This is a genomic window from Mesotoga sp. Brook.08.YT.4.2.5.2., assembly GCF_003351125.1.
Lineage (GTDB): Bacteria > Thermotogota > Thermotogae > Petrotogales > Kosmotogaceae > Mesotoga.
Window position 1 is genome coordinate 1 of record NZ_JPGZ01000042.1, and the last position, 20,942, is coordinate 20,942.

Genomic DNA, 20,942 nt, shown 5'->3' on the forward strand with positions numbered 1-20,942 from the left:
TTCCAAAAGCAACTAAACCCAATAGAATGATCGCAATAATCTTCTTCATCCAGTACACCTCCAAATCAGTCAACTTCCTTTTTACCTTCTCGATTCACCGTTGCTAATGCTCGTCTTCTTCAGGTATCTTCCACATACAATGCACCCCCTCGGTCAAGTGTTTGAGCAATAATGCGTACATTAACTGCTTTAATTCTCAGATACTTAGTTCTCACATCGTCAAGAATCAGTTGAAAAGAATAAGTCACTCGATGATCCATGGATCTAGAAACTTTCCATCAACTTAAGATTACAAGTCTATTGTAGATCACGTTCAGCTGATTTCTAAAACTTATCAAGAGAAAGCATAGAGATGATAATCGATATTGACGGTCTGTAAATGGTTATAATTGCAGATTCTCAAGATCTAATCGTGTAATCATACGCCTGAAGTATTATATAGTTTTAATCAATATATTCATTTTAATCTTCTTAATTATTCAAGTGGAGTCGTCGCTAGATCAGGAAGAAATTGATCAAATTACTCATGCGAATGAAAAATTCGATGTTTGCAATCAAAAGAATGAAGTTTTTCTTGACTCTATTGCACATGTGTGGCTCAGAAGCCAAATAATATAAGGTTTATAGGGGAAGGAACAAGCTCATGATTACTCCCATCAAACCCGTTCCGAGAACAATCCAGATAACTGAAGGTTTAAACTTATAGAGGATGTAAAAAGCAGCAATGCCAAGAATGAGTGCAAAAATACTATTGATAGATTCAATCCCAATTCTGAAAGTCGCCGAAAGAATCAGCGCGATTATGCCCAAACGTAGTGCATTGAATACTTCGACTGTATCGATCCACTTAGACACAAATTTCAGGATTTTCAATATCAAGAAGATCCAGAACACACTTGGAAGAACTACTCCAACTGTAGAGAATATCGATCCTGGTATTCCGGCAATTTGATATCCAATGAAGGTAGCAGAATTGATTGCTATCGGCCCCGGGGTCATCTGAGAGATAGAAATAAGAGTGAGAAATTCATCAAGTTCAATCCATTTGTTTATGTTAACTATTTGATCCTGAATGAGGCTGAGAGCACCGTAACCACCCCCGAAGGCAAGAAGACCGATTTTGAAGAAGGCCCAGAACAGGTTTATTAGGATCATTGCGTCCTCCGCTTGTCTATGAAGTAGATCAGCATAGAGCAGACTAGCAGGACCCAGATCGAAGATAAATTGAGAAGGACAATTGCAATTGTCCCCGCGGTAATAACCGCCAGTATCATATATCTCTTGAGACTTCTCCTCAGCAACTGGAAAGAAAGATTGGCCAATATGACGGTAACTCCGACCCTTGCTCCTGCAAAGAAGCCCTTGAAAACAGGTAGATCAACGAAATCAGTGAAGAAGCTTGCGATAACCAGTATTATTATGAATGGAGTTAACGAAGCTCCAAGAACCGCGAAAAATGCACCCCAGAATCCGGACAGTCTGCTCCCCAGTATCATCGCGGTGTTGATTGCAATTACACCGGGTACTGTCTGGGCAGTAACAATAACATCAAGAAATTCATCGTTTTGCATAATCTTGTACTTATCAACAATGAATTCTTTGATGACGGGGATCATCGCGTATCCACCACCTATGGTGAACGTGCTAACTTTGACGAATATCCAGAAAAGCCTAAGTGGGCTCATATAGCGCATTGTCCATCATATCCAAATCGGAGAGACGAACTTCCTCCTCTCGGTTTTGATTATTCCTTCAGCGAAGTGCTTTGACCAGTATCAGTATTTCTCTCTATCCTTGACCATTCAGCTCCTATATTTTACAACTCGTTCCAGTTTTCTGCAGTCATATAACCAATTGTCTTTGTGGTAGAGCATACCCTACGTGATAAACTTGTTTTAAGGGGGTGAACCTATGGAAAACAGAATTAGATGGGGTGCAAAAGCCATTTCTTCCGATGGAAAAGATCTCGGAAAAGTCATCCGGGTTGTTATTCATCCCAAGAACAATGAAGTCACTCATGTCGTAATAGAGAAAGGTATCTTCAACAGAGTGGCAAAGCTCGTGCCGATAACGACTGTCTTTTTTGCGGCTCCCGATGAGGTTAGGTTGAAAATTGAATCGAAGGATGTTGAAACTCTGCAGGATTACGAGGAGACATTCTTTGTGACCGGAGAGGAGATTGATAACTTGGAAAGCGGGGTTACTCCGGTATACTGGCTCAGACCGGTAGGTGATTATGCAGAGCTTTATCCTCTTCCGCCTCTCAATACTTCGATAAACGTTCCCAAAGATACTAAGTCACTCGAACCAGGTTGTGATATAGTTAGTGCTGAGGAAAAGATGATTGGAAGGTTAAGAAGCTTCGTTCTGAATGACGAAGGGAAGATAACTCATTTAGTTTGCGAATATGGTAGTTTTGGCTCCAAGTCGAAAAAGCTCATACCGATAGACTGGGTTGAGGAGATTGACGAATGTAAAGTAAGGGTCTCCGCGTCCTCAGTGATGGTGGAGAAACTGCCGGAAATGGATTGATGAAAAAGTTGACGGTTTACTATTTGGTAGCTACTGCAATTCTTTTTATACTCAATTTCGCCGAGGGCACTTATACGCAGCCCATTTTTTTCTTTCTTCCGCTAGTAATCGTTTTCGACTACTTGATTATAATGGGAGTACCGGGGGGTGGTCGCTCCAAGAAGATCTCTGCCTTTCTAGAAGATGTTCACAGTGTACTAACTCTTACCGATACCTTTAACGAAAGTACGAAAGGCAAGATAATCGATTCCGAGAATCTGAAGAAGCTTAAAGAAGTTGTGCTTTCTCTCGAAGAGAAGCTAAGAAAACCATCAGAGCTACAGAGAAAGCTGTACATATTCTCTGCCTATGCCGCACCGCTTTTTCCTCTTGCAGTAATGCTTTCATCGGTACTGGTTCAGAGGAGGACAGAAGTTGCGGCCGGTATATTCTCCTACTGTGCTTCAGGGATAATTGTTGCTTTATCTAGAAAGGCCTTTTCAAGTCTTGAGAAGACAATACAGAAGCTCAATAATGAGATAAGGAAAGCTGTGGACGATATTACTTTGTAGAAACTATCTTTCGCTTACTGAAAGGAGGTTCGAAATGGCGTTTGTTGAAGTTAGAAACGTTAGTAAAACTTATAGGTCAGGTGAGATTTCGGTTGAGGCTTTGAAGGGTGTATCCTTCGATATCTACGAGGGGGAGATACTGTCGATTCTCGGACCATCTGGTTGTGGAAAGAGTACGCTTCTGAACTGCCTTTCAGGAATTGATACCCCGACTGAAGGGAAAGTCATGATTAGAGGTGTGGATCTTCATTCTTTGAAGGACGACGAAAAGACTCGATTCAGGGCAATGAATATGGGATTTGTTTTTCAGTTCTACAATCTTATACCAGTACTGAATGCGGTCGAGAACGTTGAGCTTGCCATGCTTACAATGGGAAGCAACCAAAAAAAGGCTCGAGAAGCCGCTATGGAGATTCTCGCAAAAGTGAATCTCAAGGAGCGAGAGTATTATCTGCCTTCTCGACTAAGCGGTGGTGAGCGACAGAGAGTTTCCATTGCAAGAGCACTTGTTCATAAACCTGCAATCGTGTGGGCCGACGAACCCACCGGAGCCCTCGACACGAAAACCAGCGGCGACCTTATGAATCTTATAACTGAGCTGAACCAAACTCTTAATCAGACTTTCGTTATTGTAACCCACGATGAAAGAGTCTCCGATTATTCCAACAGGATTCTCCATATGGACAGCGGTCACATTCTGAAGATTGAAGAGAATAGAGAATTGAAGGTGGAAGAGTGCTAATACAGATAGTGAGTCTTTTTACGGGGATTGCTGTAATTGCAACCATTGTCTCCATGATAATGAATCCAATAATCTTCAAAATAGGTTACAGGAACGTCTACAGAAGAAAGTCCGATACTTTCCTCGTAATAATGGGATCATTGATAGGAACGGCACTGATAATGGGCTCCATGGCCATGAACGATTCCTTTCAGAAGTTTTTGTTTAGTCAGATTGAGAGAACTCATGGTGAGATAGATGAATTGGTCTACATTCCTTCAGATAATCAGAACGTCGCAAAAGAGTTCATCCCAAACTTCAAGATAGAAGCTCTTGTCGATTCACTGTCCAGAAATGAACAGGTTGACGGTGTTCTTCCCATTCTCAGCAGGACTGTTTCAGTGGGTCTCCCGGGTAACGCAAGAAGTCAAACCGGTCAGAGTATGCAGGTCACCATCATAGGAGTCTTGTTCGATCATTTGTCAAAGTGGCCCGACGCTTCCGGTATCGATCTAGCCATTCCTCCCCCAACGGATGGTGTACCCGGCGTCATAATAAACCGAGAGCTCGCTGATTCATTAAGCGTGTCGGTTGGAGACGAGATCGAAATCCTTGCGGATCCTGGACAGAGGTTGCTCTTCTGGATTCCTCTTCCACAAGTGAAAATTATTGACATTGTTGAAGGTAACGGTGTTTTTAATTATCAGATAGAGAATCAACGGCCAAACGCATTCACTATGCTTATGGATGTTGAAGTTGCGAGAGAGGTTTTGAAAATCGGTGTGGATGATTATTTCAACGCTTTGCTTGTATCCAATCGCGGTGATTTCTTAAAGGGGGAGAGGCTTACTGATGATGTTTTGGTAGCGATAAGAGAGGTGGCCGGCGAAGAGTTTGCTGTTAGAGAGGTAAAGAGGGATTCTATCAGGATGGTTGATCAAGGCAATATCGGTCTTCTATTCCTTATGTTAAGCGTTTTCGCAATATTCGCAGGAGCGCTTCTTCTGACAAATATATATTTGATGCTAGCACAAGAGAGAAGAACCGAGCTTGGAACTCTCAGAGCGATAGGCTATTCGAGAAAAAGGGTCTCAAGAACCATTTTCTATGAAGGATTCTTCTACTCGATAATATCTTCAGCAATTGGTGTGCTCGCTGGTTTGGCTATCGCAAGGTTGACTCTGGGAAGTTTTGTGAGTCTTTCCGAAGATATCGTAACGCTTATTCCCATTGAAGGAGCGAACATCGCATTTGATTCCATGCAGAGCTCGTTTGCCTTTTTTGTGCGTACCGATTCGATTGCTTATGGGTTTCTCCTTGGATTGATCATTCCATTGGTAATAATTCTATATACGGGAAGGAAAATTTCACGAACAAATATAGTTACCGCCGTAAGGAATATTCCCGAAGAACTGGACGAGCGCAAAAGACTCTTATTGAATATCATAGCTTCAGTTGGAGTTCTCTTGTCAATAGTAGTTGCATATAGCGCCTACTCTATAGGTAATGCAAACGGCTTTTTTACGGGTGTCGTATTGACAGGTCTGCTAATACCGATTGCTATTCCAGCGAGAAACAAGAGGTTAATCGAGTCGCTCTTCTCCATTGCGGTCATAGCGTTTACAATGGTCAGTAACTCTTTTTCATTAATAGCTTCCAGCGGTTCTTCCATCTATCTAACGGTTGCAAAAGGGGCTGCGATTCTTTTCGCCGGTCTTTTCCTGATTGTCTATAATCTAAAGACTTTCGAGTTTCTCCTTAATAAGTTGTTCCAAAAGGCGAGAGCTGCCGCACCAGTATTCAAGATTTCGATAGCCTTTTCTTCCAGGAATCGCATGAGGACAGGTCTTACCATTGCCATGTTTGCGGTTGTGATTTTCGTGATTACGCTTATCTCTGTAATACCTTACTCGATGGAGCAAATGCTTATAAGAAGCAGGGACGCGGTTTTCACTGGTTTTGATGCTGGCGCCTTCTCGCTTACAGGAGAGAGAACCATCTCCTTCACTGAACTTCAGTCACAGCCTGAAGTGAGAGAGATCTCGACCGTAGCGAGTTTGAACGTAGCTGTGAGAGAAGAGGATAGCTTTGGACTTGAACAGATATATCTAGTTGACGACCTTTTCATAGACAATAGCAGATTGACCGATATTCTTTATGATGAGCACCTAGACATATCAAGCGGTGAAGAGCTTTGGGATTACTTGCGTAGTAATCCCGGTACTGTAATAGTGTCTAATAGCGTTTTGCCGGATGTTGCTCCTGGAGATACTCTGGAACTCAGAGGGATAGTCGATCAGGGAGATTCCGGTCAAGGTATTGGCGGGTTGTTGAGAAGAGGGGTTTCGTCAGAGTCGATTGACACCAGTCCTGTTTATTTGGAAGTAATCGCTACAATTCCGGAAAATACTATCTCCTTCCTCAATGGACTCCTAATCTATGCAGGAAATGTTCCTAGCGAGTTAGCAGGAAGTGCTGCAGAGAGATACTTACTTTTCAACCTTGCAGGCACTTCTCCGGATCAGAAGAAAGAGAACTTTGACATCCTGCAGAGTAAGATCGAATCTAGGAGCCTCTTCCTCCTTTATGTTGACGACATAATCAATTTAACATCCTCTATGCTGCAAGGAACAGTCAACATTCTCAGATCTTTCCTTTACTTCGGGATGCTAGTCGGGATCGTAGGAATCGCGATCATTATGTTCAAGGCTCTTCACGAAAGAAAGCGAATAATCGGAATGCTTAAGGCAATTGGATTTACGAAGAAGATGGTGTTCTCCTCCTTTCTCTTGGAAAGTTCATTTATCGCGATTGTTGGTATTGTTCTCGGAATTGTAACCGGCACTCTTACAAGTATAGAGATCTACGCTTCTCCATTGATGGAAGGCATGAAACTGTATATTCCGTGGGATCAGCTTGCTGCCATGACCCTGATATTCTATTTTGCTTCACTTGTGTCTACGATTATTCCCAGTTATTCGGCCTCAAGAATAGAACCTGCTGAAGCTCTGCGGTATTTTGAATAGGAGTGGTGAGGTGAGCAGGATATTGGTGGTGGATGACGACAGTTCGGTTAGAGTGCTTCTAAAATCAATACTTGTCAGGGATAGACACGATGTGATCGAAAGCCCCGATGGTGAGTCTGCGTTGTCTTCACTGTCAAGAGACAAGCCTGATATGATTTTGCTGGATCTTATGCTGCCCGACTACAATGGACTGGATATTCTGACTGAGCTCAAGTCTAGTGAAGAGCTGCGGTCTATTCCAGTAATCGTACTTACCGGTTCTTCAGACAGGCAGAGCAAACTTACTGCTCTCAGTTCGGGGGCCGTTGATTTCATCTCAAAACCCTTTCTTCCCGAAGAGGTTTTACTTAGAGTGAATACTCAGTTGAAGTTACACGAGTTGATAAAGTCTCTGAGAATAGCTGTAGACAATCTTGAGAGTGATGTTCTTGCGGCGGGAAAGATACAAAACGCGCTTGTACCGAAAAGCGATCCACAAGGACTTGCTGTCAGATGGATCTACGAACCTTCCTACAGAGTTGGCGGGGATATATTCGATGTGTTTAGGTTGAACGAAAACCGTTTCTTCGTTTATTTGGCGGATATGTCCGGACATGGAGTAAATGCTGCAATGCTATCGGTTATGGTGCACCGGTTCATTGAAGATTTCAGATCCGGTATTAACGACATAGATTTCGACCTGAGCAGCTTCATGAAAGAGCTCGACAAGAACTTCGTGTTTGAGAGGTTCAATCTATTCTTTACTATTATCGCCGTAGTTGTTGATCTAGAAGGCTTTGCTCTTCTGGCAAATGCGGGGCACCCCTCGCCGATGATTCTTAGAAAGGGCTCTGTTGAACTGCTTGATGATAGGAGAGAAAGCCTGATTGGTATGAACATGGTTCGCGGAGAAGTGTCGAGAGTGCCGTTATTAAAGGGAGATCGTCTTCTGTTGTATACAGACGGATTGATTGAGTTGCTGAACGAAAAAGGTGAGATGTATGGTGAGAGCAGACTAAGAGATCTCTTTGAGAGTTGTGCGAATATAGACATTGAGGAAACGTCTGAGCGTCTTAAGACCTCATTTGATAGCTTCAAAGGAAGTGTGTTGGCTGAAGATGATATTACGGCGCTGCTCATAGAGTTCTAGTAAGAACGTCATATGGTCCGGAAATCTATGAAAACTAGGAGCGAGAGTAAGATGTTTGAATTGAAGATGATGGAGAATAAGATCGGAGTAATTTCCCTCTTGGAAAGAGCGAGAATCACAGGAGAGACATCGGCGAGGTTCAGAAAATGGCAAGAGACAGTCGATCTCAAAAGCTGTTCGTCAGTGATCGTCGATGGGACCAACATCGAATTCATTGACTCTATGGGCATTGCCGCTTTGATAAGCATCTACAAGACAGTTGCTGCTGAAGATAGTGATCTCGTCTTGATAAATTTGTCTGATGAGATAAAGAAGCTGCTTAATACTCTGAGGCTCGATAGGCTCTTTGTTGTAAAGGATTGTAGCCTTGAAGAAGTCATCAAGAATTCGTGTTGAGAGATGGGTGAGAAGAAGTACAATTTCAAGGTTAGACCCGAAATGGGCAAAATCGATGCTTTCTCGGCTAAAGTCTCGGAGATAGTAAGAAGGTGCATGGACAATGAAACCGGTTTCAGAGCTGGCTTGATAGTAATTGAGGCTTGCTCTAATATCGTTAAGCACGGCCAGCTTACTGAAGAAGATCTCATATCAGTCAGTCTCGCTATCGGGGAAAATGAAGTAGTAATTACAATCGAAGACACTTCAAGAGAGTTCAATCCACTTGAGGTGGATGATCCAAATCTTGAGAACATCGAGCTTCTGCAGCAAGGTGGAATGGGTATCTACTTAATAAAGAGGTTTTCCAAGAAAGCTGAATACTCCTATGTTGACGGCAGAAACATTCTGAAGATCATAATCTAACTAGAACTTGCTTTTGCTTTCCATCGCTGTGCAGGTTCACAATCAAACTAAACCGTAGTACTTGTTGGTAGTGCATCATGCTCAACTCGATAATGAGTTTGACTTGGCCTTGATCTATGTGTTATAAATTACTGATCGCAAACCAGTAGGTGCTGAAATGAAGAATAGACTTCTTTAATCTACAAAACTGAATACTTCCTCAAAAAACATCGAAAGACTTCAATCCTATTTAGCCGTTCAATTCAAATAACTTTGAGCTTCTAGCCTTACTGGAGGTGATCAATTTGCTTCAAATACACAATCTTTCAGTTTCCTTTGGAAGCGTAGACGTTCTTAAGAAAGTCAGTCTCGATCTTGCTGCAGGAGAGATTTTGGCTGTCACCGGGGCAAACGGTGCCGGCAAGTCGACTCTCCTGAAATCCATCAAAGGTGAAATCACTCCCTCGGAAGGAAAAATAACTATTGAGCAAGGTATCGACCCGCTTCTTGTTAACCAGGAGATTGCAGACTTTTATGGGACAGTGAAGGAGTATCTACTGGGGGCGAAAAAAGAGCTCTTCGACATCTACGAGAAATTGGGCAGCTCTGTAAATGATCCTATGACCTATGCGGAACTCATAAATGAATTTCATAATGTTGGGGGATTCGAGTTCGAAGCAAAGATTTCTTCATCTCTAAATGAGTTTGGCATCAATGTTGACAATCTGGATTTCCCGTACATGAATTTCTCCCATGGGCAGAAGAGAATTCTCTCCCTTGTCAGGGGAGTTCTCTCCGGTTCGAATCTTTTCTTGCTGGACGAGCCGACAAACCATCTCGACATAGAAATGACCTTAAGACTTGAAGAGATCATAACCTCACTAAGCGAGAGGGGTGTTGGAGTTATTGTTGTAAGTCATGACAGGAGATTCATCGACAGAGTCGCTCACAAGACGATCTATCTGAAAAGAGGAGAGGCAATAGGAGTTCGAGGTGGCTATTCTGAGATGCTGGCGCATCTGAAAAGTGATTTCCTATCAAGGAAGAAGAAAAGTGAAGAGATAAGTAAGAAGATACGTCAACTGGAACTCGATGCGACCAGGAGGAAGAGCTGGTCAGATTCAAGAGAGGCTTCAAAGAGATTCGCAAGCGATAAAGGCCATGAAGGACATATGGCGGCCAAACTAGCCAGACGTGCGCTAGCTGTACAGAAAAGGACCGAAAGACTGATCGGTGAACTGGAGTGCGAAAAACCGTTTGTTGAGAAGCCTGTTACTGTCAGGATTCCTAAATATGGAGTTCCGAACAGAAAAATGGTCATGGTGGAGGGCCTCTCGTTCTCTTACGAAGAAAATGAAGTCATAAGGGAGGCCTCTGTTAACATGGATACTTCCGATAGAGTTGGTCTCATAGGGCCGAATGGTTCGGGGAAAACAACTCTGATGAAATGCCTGGTAGGGATTCTGGAACCATCGAGTGGCAGAATGTACAGAAACGAGAGTGTAAACTGGATGTACATTCCACAGAATGTCGCAGAACTCTTCGAAAGAGGAACTCCCTATGAAGAAATCGCCGACCTTGGACTGGAAGTGACCGCCGTCAGAAGTCACCTGGCCAATATCGGTCTCAAGGGAGAGAAGGCCTTCTCGGAGATTAAAAAGATGAGCTACGGAGAGTTGATGAGGCTTGCCTTACTGAAATCTCTTCTTTCAAAGGTTGAGTTCATCTTTATGGACGAGCCAACCAATCATTTGGATATTGAATCTCTAGAAGTACTTGACAGACTTCTCAACGACTTCGCAGGAGGGTTTTTCTTCATTAGTCACGACAGGCAGTTCATTGCAGAACACGGGGAAAAGATTCTCACCATTGAAGAAGGTATGCTTAAAAGCTTCGAGTATTCAGAGGAGATTGATATCGACTCCTTTGATTGTACAAAAGAGATTCTTGCGGACTCCTACGATGAGTCGAACTTCAGGAGAAGCACAAAAACCTTCCTTCATAATTCTGAGGAGGAAGATTGAGAGCTCGGCACCGATGGGGATATTCTAGCAGCTGGAGAACCCAGAGAATAACGAGAAATGCCTCATCCGCATTGGAAACTTTTTTATGAGCCTATTTGATATATAATATTCCTAACTCAATCCAGGAGAAGGAGCGAACCCACATGCTAGAAGTTATTCAGGCTTACAGAAGAGCTATTTTGGGCGGATTTTTGGATTCCGTGGGTGAATGCTATCTCGTCGAGCCTGGATTGCTCTGAATTTTTACTGTAAATCAAGAGGCCGTGACGGGTGTCACGGCCTCTTTCTTTTGGGAGAAATCGTTATGAATAATATGGTTGAGCGCATGAAAAGCAACATAAAGAAGAATTACCTATTCTCTTTTCTTATGAACATGAGACTGTCTAGCGGTCTCTGGATGATCTACATGGCCTCCAAGGGAATGAGCTTGACGCAGATCGGTTTCCTTGAAGGAATATTCCACGTGACCTCTTTGACGATGGAGGTCCCTACAGGGTCTGTAGCAGACTTGTTCGGAAGAAAGCTCAGCAGAACCATGGGGAGGTGTCTATCTCTTGTAAGCATTCTAGTATTGATCGGCTCTAGGAACTTCCTTCATTTCGCACTATTCATGGTACTCGCTGCACTTTCGTATAACCTGGAATCTGGTTCTGGAGAGGCTCTTGTTTATGACTCTCTCAAATATCTGAAAAAAGAAGACAATTTCATATCGGTTCTTGGGAGGCAGGAGGCTATATTTCAAGTGTCTTCAGTTACGGCGCTTCTAATCGGCGGGTTCCTGGGAACGTACAACTATCACTATGCATTTTGGGTTTCCGCTGGGATCATCACATTTTCGGCGGTCTATTCTCTTTCGTTTACAGAACCACCAATCCTCGAATCGGTGAGCCGTAACTCAAAGACCTTCCGGGGCTTCTTGAAGCAGATTGTTGATAGCTTCTCAATAATCGCTAGAGATAAAAAGGTTGCATTTCTTATCTTTTTTGTTCAGACTATATTGGCATTCAGCGCCTGCATATTCTTTTACATTCAAAACTACTGGAAAGGACTTGGCCGCACGGAGTTTCAGATTGGCATATACCTCGCAGCCGGGTCGTTTCTTGCCGGTTTAGTGGCCATGAAGGTTCAGAGGTTATCTCATCTGCTGAAGGAGAAGAAAGTCCTGATCATACTGCCTCTTGTTTCTGTCGCATCCATGTGGGGTGTGGCTCTTTGCTCGAACAAGTTACCTTTCTTCATGGTTGTAACTATGATTGAAGCCATGCTGTTCGTAGCAGGTAACGACTACATAAATAAGCTGATTCCATCCAGGAGCAGGGCAACGATAATATCCTTTGCAAGTATGATGTATAGCTTAGTAATGATAATTTTCTTCCCAATTTTCGGAAGAATCGCTGACACAATCTCGTTTGGAGTTGCTTTTGTCTCACTGGCTGTGATGGCAAGCTGTCTTTATGTGTTCAGTATGTATTTACTCAAGAAGATCGGATGAAAGAATTGATTCGCGCTCCTTAAGGCAATGTCGGTCAAAAACCGCCTCGGGTTACAGTATTAGGAGAGTGGAACGCTCAGTAAAGGTGACAGCTTACAAAATGATCTTTCGTTACCTCGGTCATTTGCGGCTTCACACTCGAACAAATCGCCATTCTCCTGAAACATCTGGGGTGAAAGAAGCATCCAGTTGGTGGGTTCAAGGGACTGGGAGCATCACCTTCAAGTATTATTCTTTCGAGCTTATGATCGGTTTCACCGGGAATCGCCGAAAGGAGGGACTGAGTATATGGGTGAAGCGGTGATCTGTAGAGTTCTTCAGATTCGGAGAGCTCAACGATTTCGCCAAGATACATGACGGCTATTCTGTCGCAGAAGTAATGAACAACGTTTAAATCATGGGAAATGAAGAGATAGGTCAGAGAAAGCCTCTCCTGAAGATCGTTCATAAGGTTAAGCATCTGTGCCTGGATAGAGACATCGAGCGAAGAAACCGGCTCATCGGCTATTACGACTTCTGGATTAAGAATTAACGCATTCATGATTCCTACGCGCTGCTTTTGACCTCCAGAAAGCTCGTGAGGGAATCTTCCCAACAGATCCTTGTCAAGTCCCACAAGGTTCATGCTCTCCAAAATCAGCTCTTTGATCTCTCTCTTTTGCATTCCCATCGCTCTCAAAGGTTCTCTCAGTATCCACTCGACTGTTCCTTTTGGATTCAAGGATCCTGAAGTGTCTTGAAAGATTAGCTGAACCTTCTTTCTGAATTCACGTTTTTGATCTCTCTTCAGCGAAGTAACGTCGTCGCCTTTGAAGAGGATCCTCCCCTCCGTCGGTTTTAGAAGCCCCACGATTGTATAGGCGGCTGTTGATTTTCCACAGCCGGACTCACCTACAAGTCCGAAAGATTCTCCTTCAGAAATACTTAAGGAAACTCCGTTCAGTGCCTTGATCATCCCCGGCTTCTTCAGCAATCGGGTTCTTCTCAGTATGTAATGTTTTTTAAGGTTATGAATCTCCAGAATACCTCTCTTCATCAAATCTCTCCAGCAAGGAAGCATCTCGCTTCGTGATCATTGTCCATCTTTTTGAAGCCGGGGAACTCTTTCTTACATTTTTCGACAGCGTAGTCACATCTTGGCTCAAATGGGCAACCGTAAATCATGTCTGCTATTGACGGCACCCGGCCTCGAATGTCGAAGAGCTCTTTGCCTTTTGAGTCTCTCTTAGGCATGGCTTTTATGAGGCCCATTGTGTAGGGGTGGGCCGGATCTGTGAAGAGCTTATCGACAGGTGCTTTCTCAACGATGTGCCCGGCATACATAACGTAAACCATCGAGCAGATCTCCCGAACTACTCCTAGATTATGCGAAATAAAAATCATTGAGGAGTTTCTCTCACGATTTATCTCTCTTAACAGCTCCAGTATCTGTGCCTGTATTGTTACGTCCAAAGAAGTAGTCGGCTCATCTGCGATTATCAGTTTTGGATTGCAGACTATGGCTATGGCTATAGCTATTCTCTGCCTCATACCGCCCGACAGTTCGTGAGGGTACTTGCCATATGTCCTTTCTGGATCAGGAAGACCGACACCTTTGATGATCTCAAGAACCCTTGAGAATCGCTCTTCCTTGTCAAGAGAAGTGTGCATCTTAAGGTTCTCCTCAATTTGCCACCCGACCTTCAGTAGAGGATTGAGCGATGAAAGTGTCTCCTGAAAGATCATCGAGATATCTTTGCCACGTATTCGCCTGATTTTCTCCTCATTTAGAGAGAGCAGATCGGTTCCTGAGAAGAAGAGACTTCCTGTCACGTGCGAATTGCCTGGAAGCAACCTCATTATCGAAAGAGCTGTCACTGTCTTTCCGCATCCAGATTCTCCAACGATCCCGATTATCTCCTTCTCCAGCACCTCCAGAGATATGCCCTTCACTGCGTAGAGCATCCCTTCTGTAGAATCGAAGGCGATTTTGAGATCTTTGATATCTAACAGAGGCTCTATTTCAGTTCGCATATGTTCTCACCTATTTTCTCTTCTCTCTCATGTCCCGAATCCCATCTCCGAGAAAATTGAAGCCCAGCACAAGTAGGGTAATAAAGATTCCGGGTGCTATCGCGTACCAGGGGCTGACGGTTATGAAGACCTGAGACTCACTCAGCATTCTTCCCCAGCTGGGATTGGGTGGCTGGATTCCAAGTCCAAGATAACTGAGCGCCGCTTCGGCCAGAACTGCATTTGAAAAACCCATAGATGCTGCCACAACAATTGGGGAAAGTACATTAGGCAAAATGTGTCTTAACATAATACGGAGGTTTGAAACTCCTCTTACCTTTGCACTTCTTACGTAATCCAGCTCTTTATACTGAACGAAGCCACTCCTTGTGATCCTGGCAAACGAAGGAATCGACATGATACCTATTGCGACGATCGTGTTTCTCAAACCTACCCCAAAGACTGAAACAAACATCAATGCAAGGAGAATGCTGGGGAAGGCCATCATTGCATCGATGAATCTCATAATTATCTCATCGACAATTCCTCCGAAGTAACCAGACACGGCACCGATCGTTACTCCAAAGAGAGTTCCGATAGAAACGGCAACCAATCCTACAAAAAAGGCAGTTTGAGAAGCTTTCATGATCCTGCTAAGCACATCTCTTCCGAAATTGTCTGTACCCAGAAGATGGCGGACTGACGGAGGTGAAAAACGCTCTTCCCTGTTGATTTCCGTTACTGAAAACGGAGTGTAAAACAAACTCACAATCATCATTGAGAACAAAAGAGATATCAATACAATTCCAATTCTGAGATTTATGCTTCTCTTGTCCATACTATCCTCATGCGCCCAATCTGATTCGAGGGTCGATTACGGTATAGACAATGTCGATCAGGAAGTTGATAATCACAATTATAAACGCAATGTACAGTACCATCCCCTGGACGAGAGGTAGGTCACGGGTTGAGATCGCATTGATCAACAGTCTTCCAAGACCTGGGAGCGTGAAAACCTGTTCGATCACTATCGAGCCTCCAAGAATGTTTGCCGCTATCATACCGAGGACTGTAACGATCGGAATTAGAGAGTTCTTCAGCACATGCTTGTACAACACTGAGTTTATGTTCAAACCCTTTGACAGGGCCAGCTGCACATAGTCGCTCTTCATCTGATCCATTACGGAATTTCTCGTATACCTGATAATCGAGGCAATTGACGGAAGGGCTATTGCGATGGCGGGGAGCAGTAAAGACTTGAAAGCTCCTACGGCATCCTCGCTCCACGGGACGTATCCTCCAGGCGAAACCCAACGGAGAACGATTCCAAATATGTACATCAAGATTATCCCGCTCCAGAAAGAAGGAATGGCCATTCCAATTTGTGAGATCATAGAAATCAAAATGTCGGGAAGTCTGTGACCATATTTTGCACTGACTATTCCAAGAGGAATTCCCACTAGAGTAATGAACATCATGGCCATAAGCGCCAGCGAAAGAGTTACCGGTATCCTGTCTAGAATCAGATCAGACACTGGGACTGAGTATCTCATAGAAGTGCCGAGGTCTCCCGTCAAAAGACCCTTAAACCACCTCGAAAGTCTCTCGCCGAGAGGATCGTTTAGTCCCAATTCGGCTGAAAGAGCTTCGAATTGCGATTCTTCAGCGTCTACGCCGAGTCTCGACAGTGCAGGATTCCCGGGGATCACCTCGAAAGCCACAAAAGCTATGAGCGAAACCAGAAGCACTGTCAGAATCATTGCAAAGAGTTTCTTCAGATATACATACACAGATGACGCTCCTCCCTAACGGTAATAAAGAGTTGACATATCCTGTACGTACAGTGGATAGACCTTGTACCCAAATAGATTAGGAGCAAGTGCCACAAAGAAGTTGGGATCCATTATGTAAACTGCCGCAGCGTCTTCTGTGAGGATTATCTGTGCCTGCTTAAATAGAGAGGCCTTCTCTTCAATGTCCGTTTTTTCAATGGCCATTTTGACCACTCGATCGTATTCGATGTTGAAGTAGTTGTAAAAGTTTCTCGGATAATCGGAAACGTATCGCCTCAAAATATCGTATGCGCTTAGTTTCCCAGTGAGACCAATTATTGTCATTTCGTACTCTCTTGACGTATAGACCTTGTCCAGCCATACGCTCCATTCTACCAGCTCTATTTCGGCTTCTATGCCAACTCTCTTAAGCTGTTCGACAATTATCTGGGCTGTATCTATGTGAAACTGATAGTTCGAAGGTACTGTGATCTTTGTGCTGAAACCGTCGGGATACCCTGCCTCAGAAAGAAGCTGTCTTGACCTTACCAAACTGGTTTCATAGTAATCCTCGAGACCCTCCTGATGATACATGCTCATTATCGGCGACATGTTTGAACCGAGCTTCGTCCCGTAACCGCCAGCCACGATTTCTATAATCTCGTCCTTGTCCACTGCATGGTTAATCGCCCTCCTGACTCTAATGTCGTCGAAGGGGCTGACCGCATGGTTCATTGCCATCAACTGGACCATGTTTTGCTCTGCAGTAATTAAGTTGAATCGATTACCCAGAACCATTGCCTGAATTGCATCGAGTCTTGGAAGTATCTGAACGTCCCCGGCCATGAAACTCATGATAGCAGCCTGGTTGTCGGGAATTATTCTGAATTCGACTTCGTCCACTATAGGCAGCTCGGGATTCCAGTATTCGTCGAATTTCTCTATTACAAGCCTCTGACCCGGCTGATACTTGACGAATTTGAACGGTCCAGTTCCTATCGGGTTGACTTCATGGTTGTCGTTATTTGCGGGAATTATCGCGATGATGAACTTCTCGAGAAAGTCGGTGTTCAAGGTACTGAGTTCCACCTTTATTGTCTCTTCATCTACCGCTTCGATCTTTGAGACGAATTTTTCGAAGTCTGATGAAAGGCCCCTTTCCTGATTGTTTCCTTTCAGCCTGTTGAGAGAGTACAGAACATCGTCAACTGTGACCTCAAATCCGTTATGGAACTTCACACCGCTTCTTAACGTAAAAGTATAGGTCAGGCCGTCCTCCGATATATGGTAACTCTCGGCCACAGCCGGAACAACACTTCCATTCGAGTCGGGTTTGAGGAGACCCTCAAATACGTTGAACATCATTTCGTAAGTGCCCGAAGCAGCCGCTCTATGTGGATCAAGAAAATCGGGATCCTGCATCACTGCGACCACGATTTTTTGAGACAGCAAACTGGTCAAAGAAATAATAGAAAGCATTATTATCAAGAGAATCTTTCTCATTTCATTCCTCCCTAAACAAATCTTTTCAGTAACCTCTCTGGTGCAGCCGTCGGATATGCTTCGATCATTGCGTCCTCAACATTTGTTATTTTAATCTTTATGGCTGCAGAGACCTAATGCTGCTTTCAAAGTGAGACATATGAAATAGATTTGCCAACCGTTGTATTTCAACTATAGTCTAACGCAGATGATTTCATTCTGCTCATCGAAGCGATGATCGATTTGGCTCATGACTGTGCAGAAAGACTCTCTCTTTGAGCCACCAGTTAAAATAAGAGCCTCTTGGAGATTCAATAGACTTAATTCAAAGCCGGTGAAAGCGACAGATGGTTCGGTAGGAATACTGTGGATATCAATTCCGGCAGGTGAACTCAGAACGACGAGCAATTCGATTGGTTAATCCAGAATCCATCTCAGTATTGCAGAAGTGAGTTATCATTGATTATGGGCTCCACAAACTCTCTCAACTGGAGGTGCCTTTTGTTCAGAAGACTGGCTACTGTAGTGTTATCTGTCACGTCTCTTTCTTTTCTTCTATTTGCCAATCCCATAGATGAAGTTATGAATAAGAGTATTGCGTTTGAAGGCTTTTGGGGAACCGTTCTTGTCTCAAGAGGAGATGCGATCTTGCACGCAGCAGGATACGGAATGGCAGACATTGAAAGGAATATCCCCAACACTCCTGAAAAGAAGTTCAGAATTGCATCGATTACCAAGCAGTTTACCGCAGCTGCAGTTCTTAGGCTACTGGAAGAGGGGACAATATCTCTTTCAGATTCTGTTGCAAAATTCATTCCCGAATTCCCTAACGGAGAGAGAATCCTTATTCATCAGATGCTTAATCATTCTTCTGGAATTCCAACAATGATTAACACGTTAGAACTTCTTGGAGAAGTCAAGAAATTTGAGGAGGATAGAACTCTTCAAGAAGCCGAAATCGCTTACATCTCCTCTCTGCCTCTGAGATTTGAACCTGGAAGCAGCTTTCTCTACAGCAACAGCGCGTATTTTCTTCTCAGCGTCATCATAGAAAGGGCAAGCGGGAAGCGCTATGATGATTATCTGAGAACGAACTTCTTCGAACCACTGGGAATGAATAATACCGGTTACGATTACAATGAATACGATAGCGGATGGGGTCTTCCTTACTACTGTGATTCCTATGTTATAGATCTCTCTAGCGTAAGACCTGCTGATTGGGTCGATAGAAGGCTTCCCGGTGGAGCGGGGGGGTTATACTCCACTGTGTATGATCTGTATCTGTGGGACAGAGCGCTTTCCTCCGGAGAAGTGCTTTCAGAAAGCTCCTTAAGACTAATGGAGAGTCCAACGAATGAACTCTTCGAGGCAGGCTATGGAGTCTTTATCGGTAACGAGCTTATAGATGGCGAGTACAGAAGGGTCGTTTATCACGACGGGGACACGAAGGGTACCTCGACTAGAATAAATCGGTATGTCGACGACGACATCTTTGTGGTGGTGCTGAGCAACATCGAGGGAAGGGATTTCACCGCGCTCTCGCACGAACTGGCGAAAGCAGTGATAGTGAACGGTATGGGAACGGATTGACTCGACGGGTTGAACGTTCTTGTGCCGGAAGGTGAAATCAAGAGAACCGCTCTCATTCATTTGAAGAGCGGTTCTCCGTTTTGCCGAAAGTGCAATTTGCCAATGGTCTGATCTTCAATTGGTTTTGTACAGAGCTTCTACAGTCTTTTTTATGTCGGAGTAATTGAGCATCAACTTTCCGTTCTGCGGCCGATCAGTGTCGAGGCTGGTCTCGTCGACCCAGTAACTGTCCAGTTCAACGATAACGCCCTTCGAATCGACGATGAAAACCCTCTCCTCGCCTGGGAAGCCGTAGAAATCGGCCAAGCTTCTTTCGTCTCTCAAATAGATATTTTCTAACAGCGCCGCTTCCGGCTCAGCTTGCTCCTTTCCTGTGAGTATCCATAGAACCTTCAGATCTGTGTACCTCCGGGCGAGATCGATGATTCCGTCCAATCTATACCTTTCGAAAGCGCTCAGAGAACTGCAGTCGCAATCGGTGTATACGGGTTCGACGACTGTCGCAGGCGAGACTTTGCTGAGAACGATCAGGCTGGGGGACCCCTCAAAAAAGGCCGCATTAACACTTGGATCCGTCTGGAGAACTCCGGGAATTGGAAGAGGTTGTCCCTTGAGAAATTTCGGTTTCTCCGTCGGAGTCTCCTTAGTCTCCTCAAAGGAAACCTTTTTCCCGTCTTCGGAAACCTCGCCGAGTCTGTATGCCCTGCCGTTCAAAGAGAAGACTTCCTTATGCAGGAAAATTTCATATGAGTCATGGATTAGAGCTATTTCGCCGTCGCCGTCCGTATCGACTCCGAAGTAAACCTGGTCGGTAGAGTAAAAACCTTTGGGGTCTTGCGTGAAGAGTTTGATCTTTCTCGGGCCGTCTTCGCCCCAGACTAACCCCTCCATGTGCTCGTACAAACAATATCGGATCTCCAGCTCGCCAGTCAACCCCGTCTTTCTGGCTAACAGTTTGACAGATCTTGATTCCCAATAACCATCGAGTTCGTAAAAGACTTTGACTCTGGTAATCCACTCGTAGGTCGTTGTGTCTTGGTGGGACTCCTTGAAGTCCGGTGCGATCGTTGGGTCGTCAAGCACATTGCCGTTGTTGTCCGCGTCGATCCACAGGAGGGGGATCTCTCCGGGTATTAGCGCGAATACTATCGGCTTGGCGCCGAGCTCGAGAAGGCCGTACTTCAACCCTTCTATAGATGGAGTTTCCAGAGTGTCAGGTTTTGATTCGCTGAGCGGGACGAGCGTCATTTCGTTTCCGGCCATCCATGGAATCTGTTTAGTCAAGTAGCCTGTAAGGCCGGCGGCAAAGGTCGTGACGAAACACAGGGAAAGGATTAGAACAAGCATTGTTCTTTTCATAAAATCACCTCCAGTTATCTGTGACATTTCGGATAAACTTTATGAGTCCGAACAGGCACATGATGACTCATAAGTGAAACAAGAGCCTTCATAAGGCCCGGTGTTTATGAAACAACCGACCGAACCTTCAACCTCTCCGATGCCGGAAAAATCACCGCTGAAACTGCAGGACTGAACGAGGAAAAAAACGACGTAACAATCTAGATAGAGATGTAATATTACGGCCAGTGGATTTCCGTTGCCATCGAAGTTCGCCGCTCTGCCAGTTAGCACGCAGTCGTATCCCTGATCGCCCCGGAAACAGCTTCCGTAGCATCTGATGATATAACAACCCGGAAGTTCGACGCGCGTCTCCATTTCTTTAACCTGATCGTTTGCGAAAGAGACTGAGAGAAGAAAACAGAGCAGAAGTAGAATTACCGTACGCCTCATAATACCACCTCCAATGATTGAATTGGATGGGCCGCATGAGCATGTGCACCATAGTTTACC

At 44.3% G+C, this 20,942-nt stretch carries 18 protein-coding genes; 10 read left to right on the forward strand and 8 right to left on the reverse strand.

Going from position 1 to position 20,942, the window contains the following annotated elements:
• Positions 1-621: 621 nt before the first annotated feature.
• Together Q502_RS11390 and Q502_RS11395 are read right to left on the reverse strand one after the other, a co-directional pair.
• On the reverse strand, positions 622-1,155 hold the full coding sequence (locus Q502_RS11390; protein WP_099830371.1) for a chromate transporter: 534 nt from the start codon (positions 1,153-1,155) through the stop codon (positions 622-624).
• Positions 1,152-1,694, reverse strand: a complete 543-nt coding sequence (locus tag Q502_RS11395; protein WP_243392380.1) for a chromate transporter — start codon at positions 1,692-1,694, stop codon at positions 1,152-1,154. Before Q502_RS11395 ends, Q502_RS11390 begins: the two co-directional genes overlap by 4 nt.
• A 217-nt stretch (positions 1,695-1,911) precedes the next feature.
• On the opposite strand from Q502_RS11395, the gene Q502_RS11400 reads away from it, so the two are divergent.
• From Q502_RS11400 to Q502_RS11440, 9 genes are all read left to right on the forward strand, one after another.
• Positions 1,912-2,532, forward strand: a complete 621-nt coding sequence (locus Q502_RS11400; protein WP_099830372.1) for a PRC-barrel domain-containing protein — start codon at positions 1,912-1,914, stop codon at positions 2,530-2,532.
• Positions 2,532-3,083, forward strand: a complete 552-nt coding sequence (locus Q502_RS11405; RefSeq protein WP_099830373.1) for a hypothetical protein — start codon at positions 2,532-2,534, stop codon at positions 3,081-3,083. The genes Q502_RS11400 and Q502_RS11405 overlap by 1 nt, the downstream gene beginning before the upstream one ends.
• A gap of 34 nt (positions 3,084-3,117) precedes the next feature.
• On the forward strand, positions 3,118-3,825 hold the full coding sequence (locus Q502_RS11410; protein WP_099830374.1) for an ABC transporter ATP-binding protein: 708 nt from the start codon (positions 3,118-3,120) through the stop codon (positions 3,823-3,825).
• Positions 3,819-6,830 carry an FtsX-like permease family protein gene (locus tag Q502_RS11415; protein ID WP_099830375.1) on the forward strand — a complete coding sequence of 1,004 codons (3,012 nt, stop codon included), beginning with the start codon at positions 3,819-3,821 and terminating at the stop codon, positions 6,828-6,830. Before Q502_RS11410 ends, Q502_RS11415 begins: the two co-directional genes overlap by 7 nt.
• A 10-nt stretch (positions 6,831-6,840) precedes the next feature.
• Positions 6,841-7,959: a PP2C family protein-serine/threonine phosphatase gene (locus tag Q502_RS11420; protein WP_099830376.1), complete on the forward strand. Its 1,119-nt coding sequence runs from the start codon at positions 6,841-6,843 to the stop codon at positions 7,957-7,959.
• Positions 7,960-8,010: 51 nt separating this feature from the next.
• Positions 8,011-8,355: an STAS domain-containing protein gene (locus tag Q502_RS11425; protein ID WP_099830377.1), complete on the forward strand. Its 345-nt coding sequence runs from the start codon at positions 8,011-8,013 to the stop codon at positions 8,353-8,355.
• Between the two features lie 3 nt (positions 8,356-8,358).
• Positions 8,359-8,760 (forward strand): ATP-binding protein, encoded by a 402-nt coding sequence (locus Q502_RS11430; RefSeq protein WP_099830378.1) that lies wholly within the window; start codon positions 8,359-8,361, stop codon positions 8,758-8,760.
• Positions 8,761-9,035: 275 nt separating this feature from the next.
• A complete protein-coding gene (locus tag Q502_RS11435) occupies positions 9,036-10,763 on the forward strand; it encodes an ABC-F family ATP-binding cassette domain-containing protein (RefSeq protein WP_243392381.1) in 1,728 nt (575 codons plus the stop codon).
• 304 nt (positions 10,764-11,067) lie between these two features.
• The gene (locus tag Q502_RS11440; RefSeq protein ID WP_099830380.1) at positions 11,068-12,255 is read left to right on the forward strand and encodes an MFS transporter; all 1,188 of its coding nucleotides are present in this window, start codon (positions 11,068-11,070) and stop codon (positions 12,253-12,255) included.
• Positions 12,256-12,331: 76 nt separating this feature from the next.
• Here Q502_RS11440 and Q502_RS11445 read toward each other — a convergent pair whose 3' ends face one another.
• Genes Q502_RS11445 through Q502_RS11465 form a run of 5 tightly spaced genes read right to left on the reverse strand, consistent with a single transcriptional unit; the run spans position 12,332 to position 17,522 of the window.
• Complete coding sequence (locus Q502_RS11445; RefSeq protein ID WP_099830381.1) at positions 12,332-13,291, reverse strand: ABC transporter ATP-binding protein; 960 nt, start codon at positions 13,289-13,291, stop codon at positions 12,332-12,334.
• Positions 13,291-14,268, reverse strand: coding sequence for an ABC transporter ATP-binding protein (locus tag Q502_RS11450; RefSeq protein ID WP_099830382.1), 978 nt, complete (start codon positions 14,266-14,268; stop codon positions 13,291-13,293). Before Q502_RS11450 ends, Q502_RS11445 begins: the two co-directional genes overlap by 1 nt.
• Before the next feature lie 10 nt (positions 14,269-14,278).
• A complete protein-coding gene (locus Q502_RS11455) occupies positions 14,279-15,085 on the reverse strand; it encodes an ABC transporter permease (protein WP_099830383.1) in 807 nt (268 codons plus the stop codon).
• A 7-nt stretch (positions 15,086-15,092) separates the two neighbouring features.
• On the reverse strand, positions 15,093-16,037 hold the full coding sequence (locus Q502_RS11460; RefSeq protein WP_099830384.1) for an ABC transporter permease: 945 nt from the start codon (positions 16,035-16,037) through the stop codon (positions 15,093-15,095).
• 15 nt (positions 16,038-16,052) lie between these two features.
• The gene (locus Q502_RS11465; RefSeq protein WP_099830385.1) at positions 16,053-17,522 is read right to left on the reverse strand and encodes an ABC transporter substrate-binding protein; all 1,470 of its coding nucleotides are present in this window, start codon (positions 17,520-17,522) and stop codon (positions 16,053-16,055) included.
• Between the two features lie 480 nt (positions 17,523-18,002).
• On the opposite strand from Q502_RS11465, the gene Q502_RS11470 reads away from it, so the two are divergent.
• Positions 18,003-19,091, forward strand: coding sequence for a serine hydrolase (locus Q502_RS11470; protein ID WP_099830386.1), 1,089 nt, complete (start codon positions 18,003-18,005; stop codon positions 19,089-19,091).
• A gap of 114 nt (positions 19,092-19,205) precedes the next feature.
• Here Q502_RS11470 and Q502_RS11475 read toward each other — a convergent pair whose 3' ends face one another.
• Complete coding sequence (locus Q502_RS11475; RefSeq protein WP_099830387.1) at positions 19,206-20,450, reverse strand: hypothetical protein; 1,245 nt, start codon at positions 20,448-20,450, stop codon at positions 19,206-19,208.
• Positions 20,451-20,942 lie beyond the last annotated feature (492 nt).

What these genes read in the sequence shown, in the direction of transcription:
- Q502_RS11390 (WP_099830371.1), bottom strand. Translation starts at nt 1,155, where the DNA reads ATGATCCTAATAAACCTGTTCTGGGCCTTCTTCAAAATCGGTCTTCTT.
- Q502_RS11395 (WP_243392380.1), bottom strand. Translation starts at nt 1,694, where the DNA reads ATGCGCTATATGAGCCCACTTAGGCTTTTCTGGATATTCGTCAAAGTT.
- Q502_RS11400 (WP_099830372.1), top strand. Translation starts at nt 1,912, where the DNA reads ATGGAAAACAGAATTAGATGGGGTGCAAAAGCCATTTCTTCCGATGGA.
- Q502_RS11405 (WP_099830373.1), top strand. Translation starts at nt 2,532, where the DNA reads ATGAAAAAGTTGACGGTTTACTATTTGGTAGCTACTGCAATTCTTTTT.
- Q502_RS11410 (WP_099830374.1), top strand. Translation starts at nt 3,118, where the DNA reads ATGGCGTTTGTTGAAGTTAGAAACGTTAGTAAAACTTATAGGTCAGGT.
- Q502_RS11425 (WP_099830377.1), top strand. Translation starts at nt 8,011, where the DNA reads ATGTTTGAATTGAAGATGATGGAGAATAAGATCGGAGTAATTTCCCTC.
- Q502_RS11430 (WP_099830378.1), top strand. Translation starts at nt 8,359, where the DNA reads ATGGGTGAGAAGAAGTACAATTTCAAGGTTAGACCCGAAATGGGCAAA.
- Q502_RS11440 (WP_099830380.1), top strand. Translation starts at nt 11,068, where the DNA reads ATGAATAATATGGTTGAGCGCATGAAAAGCAACATAAAGAAGAATTAC.
- Q502_RS11445 (WP_099830381.1), bottom strand. Translation starts at nt 13,291, where the DNA reads ATGAAGAGAGGTATTCTGGAGATTCATAACCTTAAAAAACATTACATA.
- Q502_RS11450 (WP_099830382.1), bottom strand. Translation starts at nt 14,268, where the DNA reads ATGCGAACTGAAATAGAGCCTCTGTTAGATATCAAAGATCTCAAAATC.
- Q502_RS11455 (WP_099830383.1), bottom strand. Translation starts at nt 15,085, where the DNA reads ATGGACAAGAGAAGCATAAATCTCAGAATTGGAATTGTATTGATATCT.
- Q502_RS11465 (WP_099830385.1), bottom strand. Translation starts at nt 17,522, where the DNA reads ATGAGAAAGATTCTCTTGATAATAATGCTTTCTATTATTTCTTTGACC.
- Q502_RS11475 (WP_099830387.1), bottom strand. Translation starts at nt 20,450, where the DNA reads ATGAAAAGAACAATGCTTGTTCTAATCCTTTCCCTGTGTTTCGTCACG.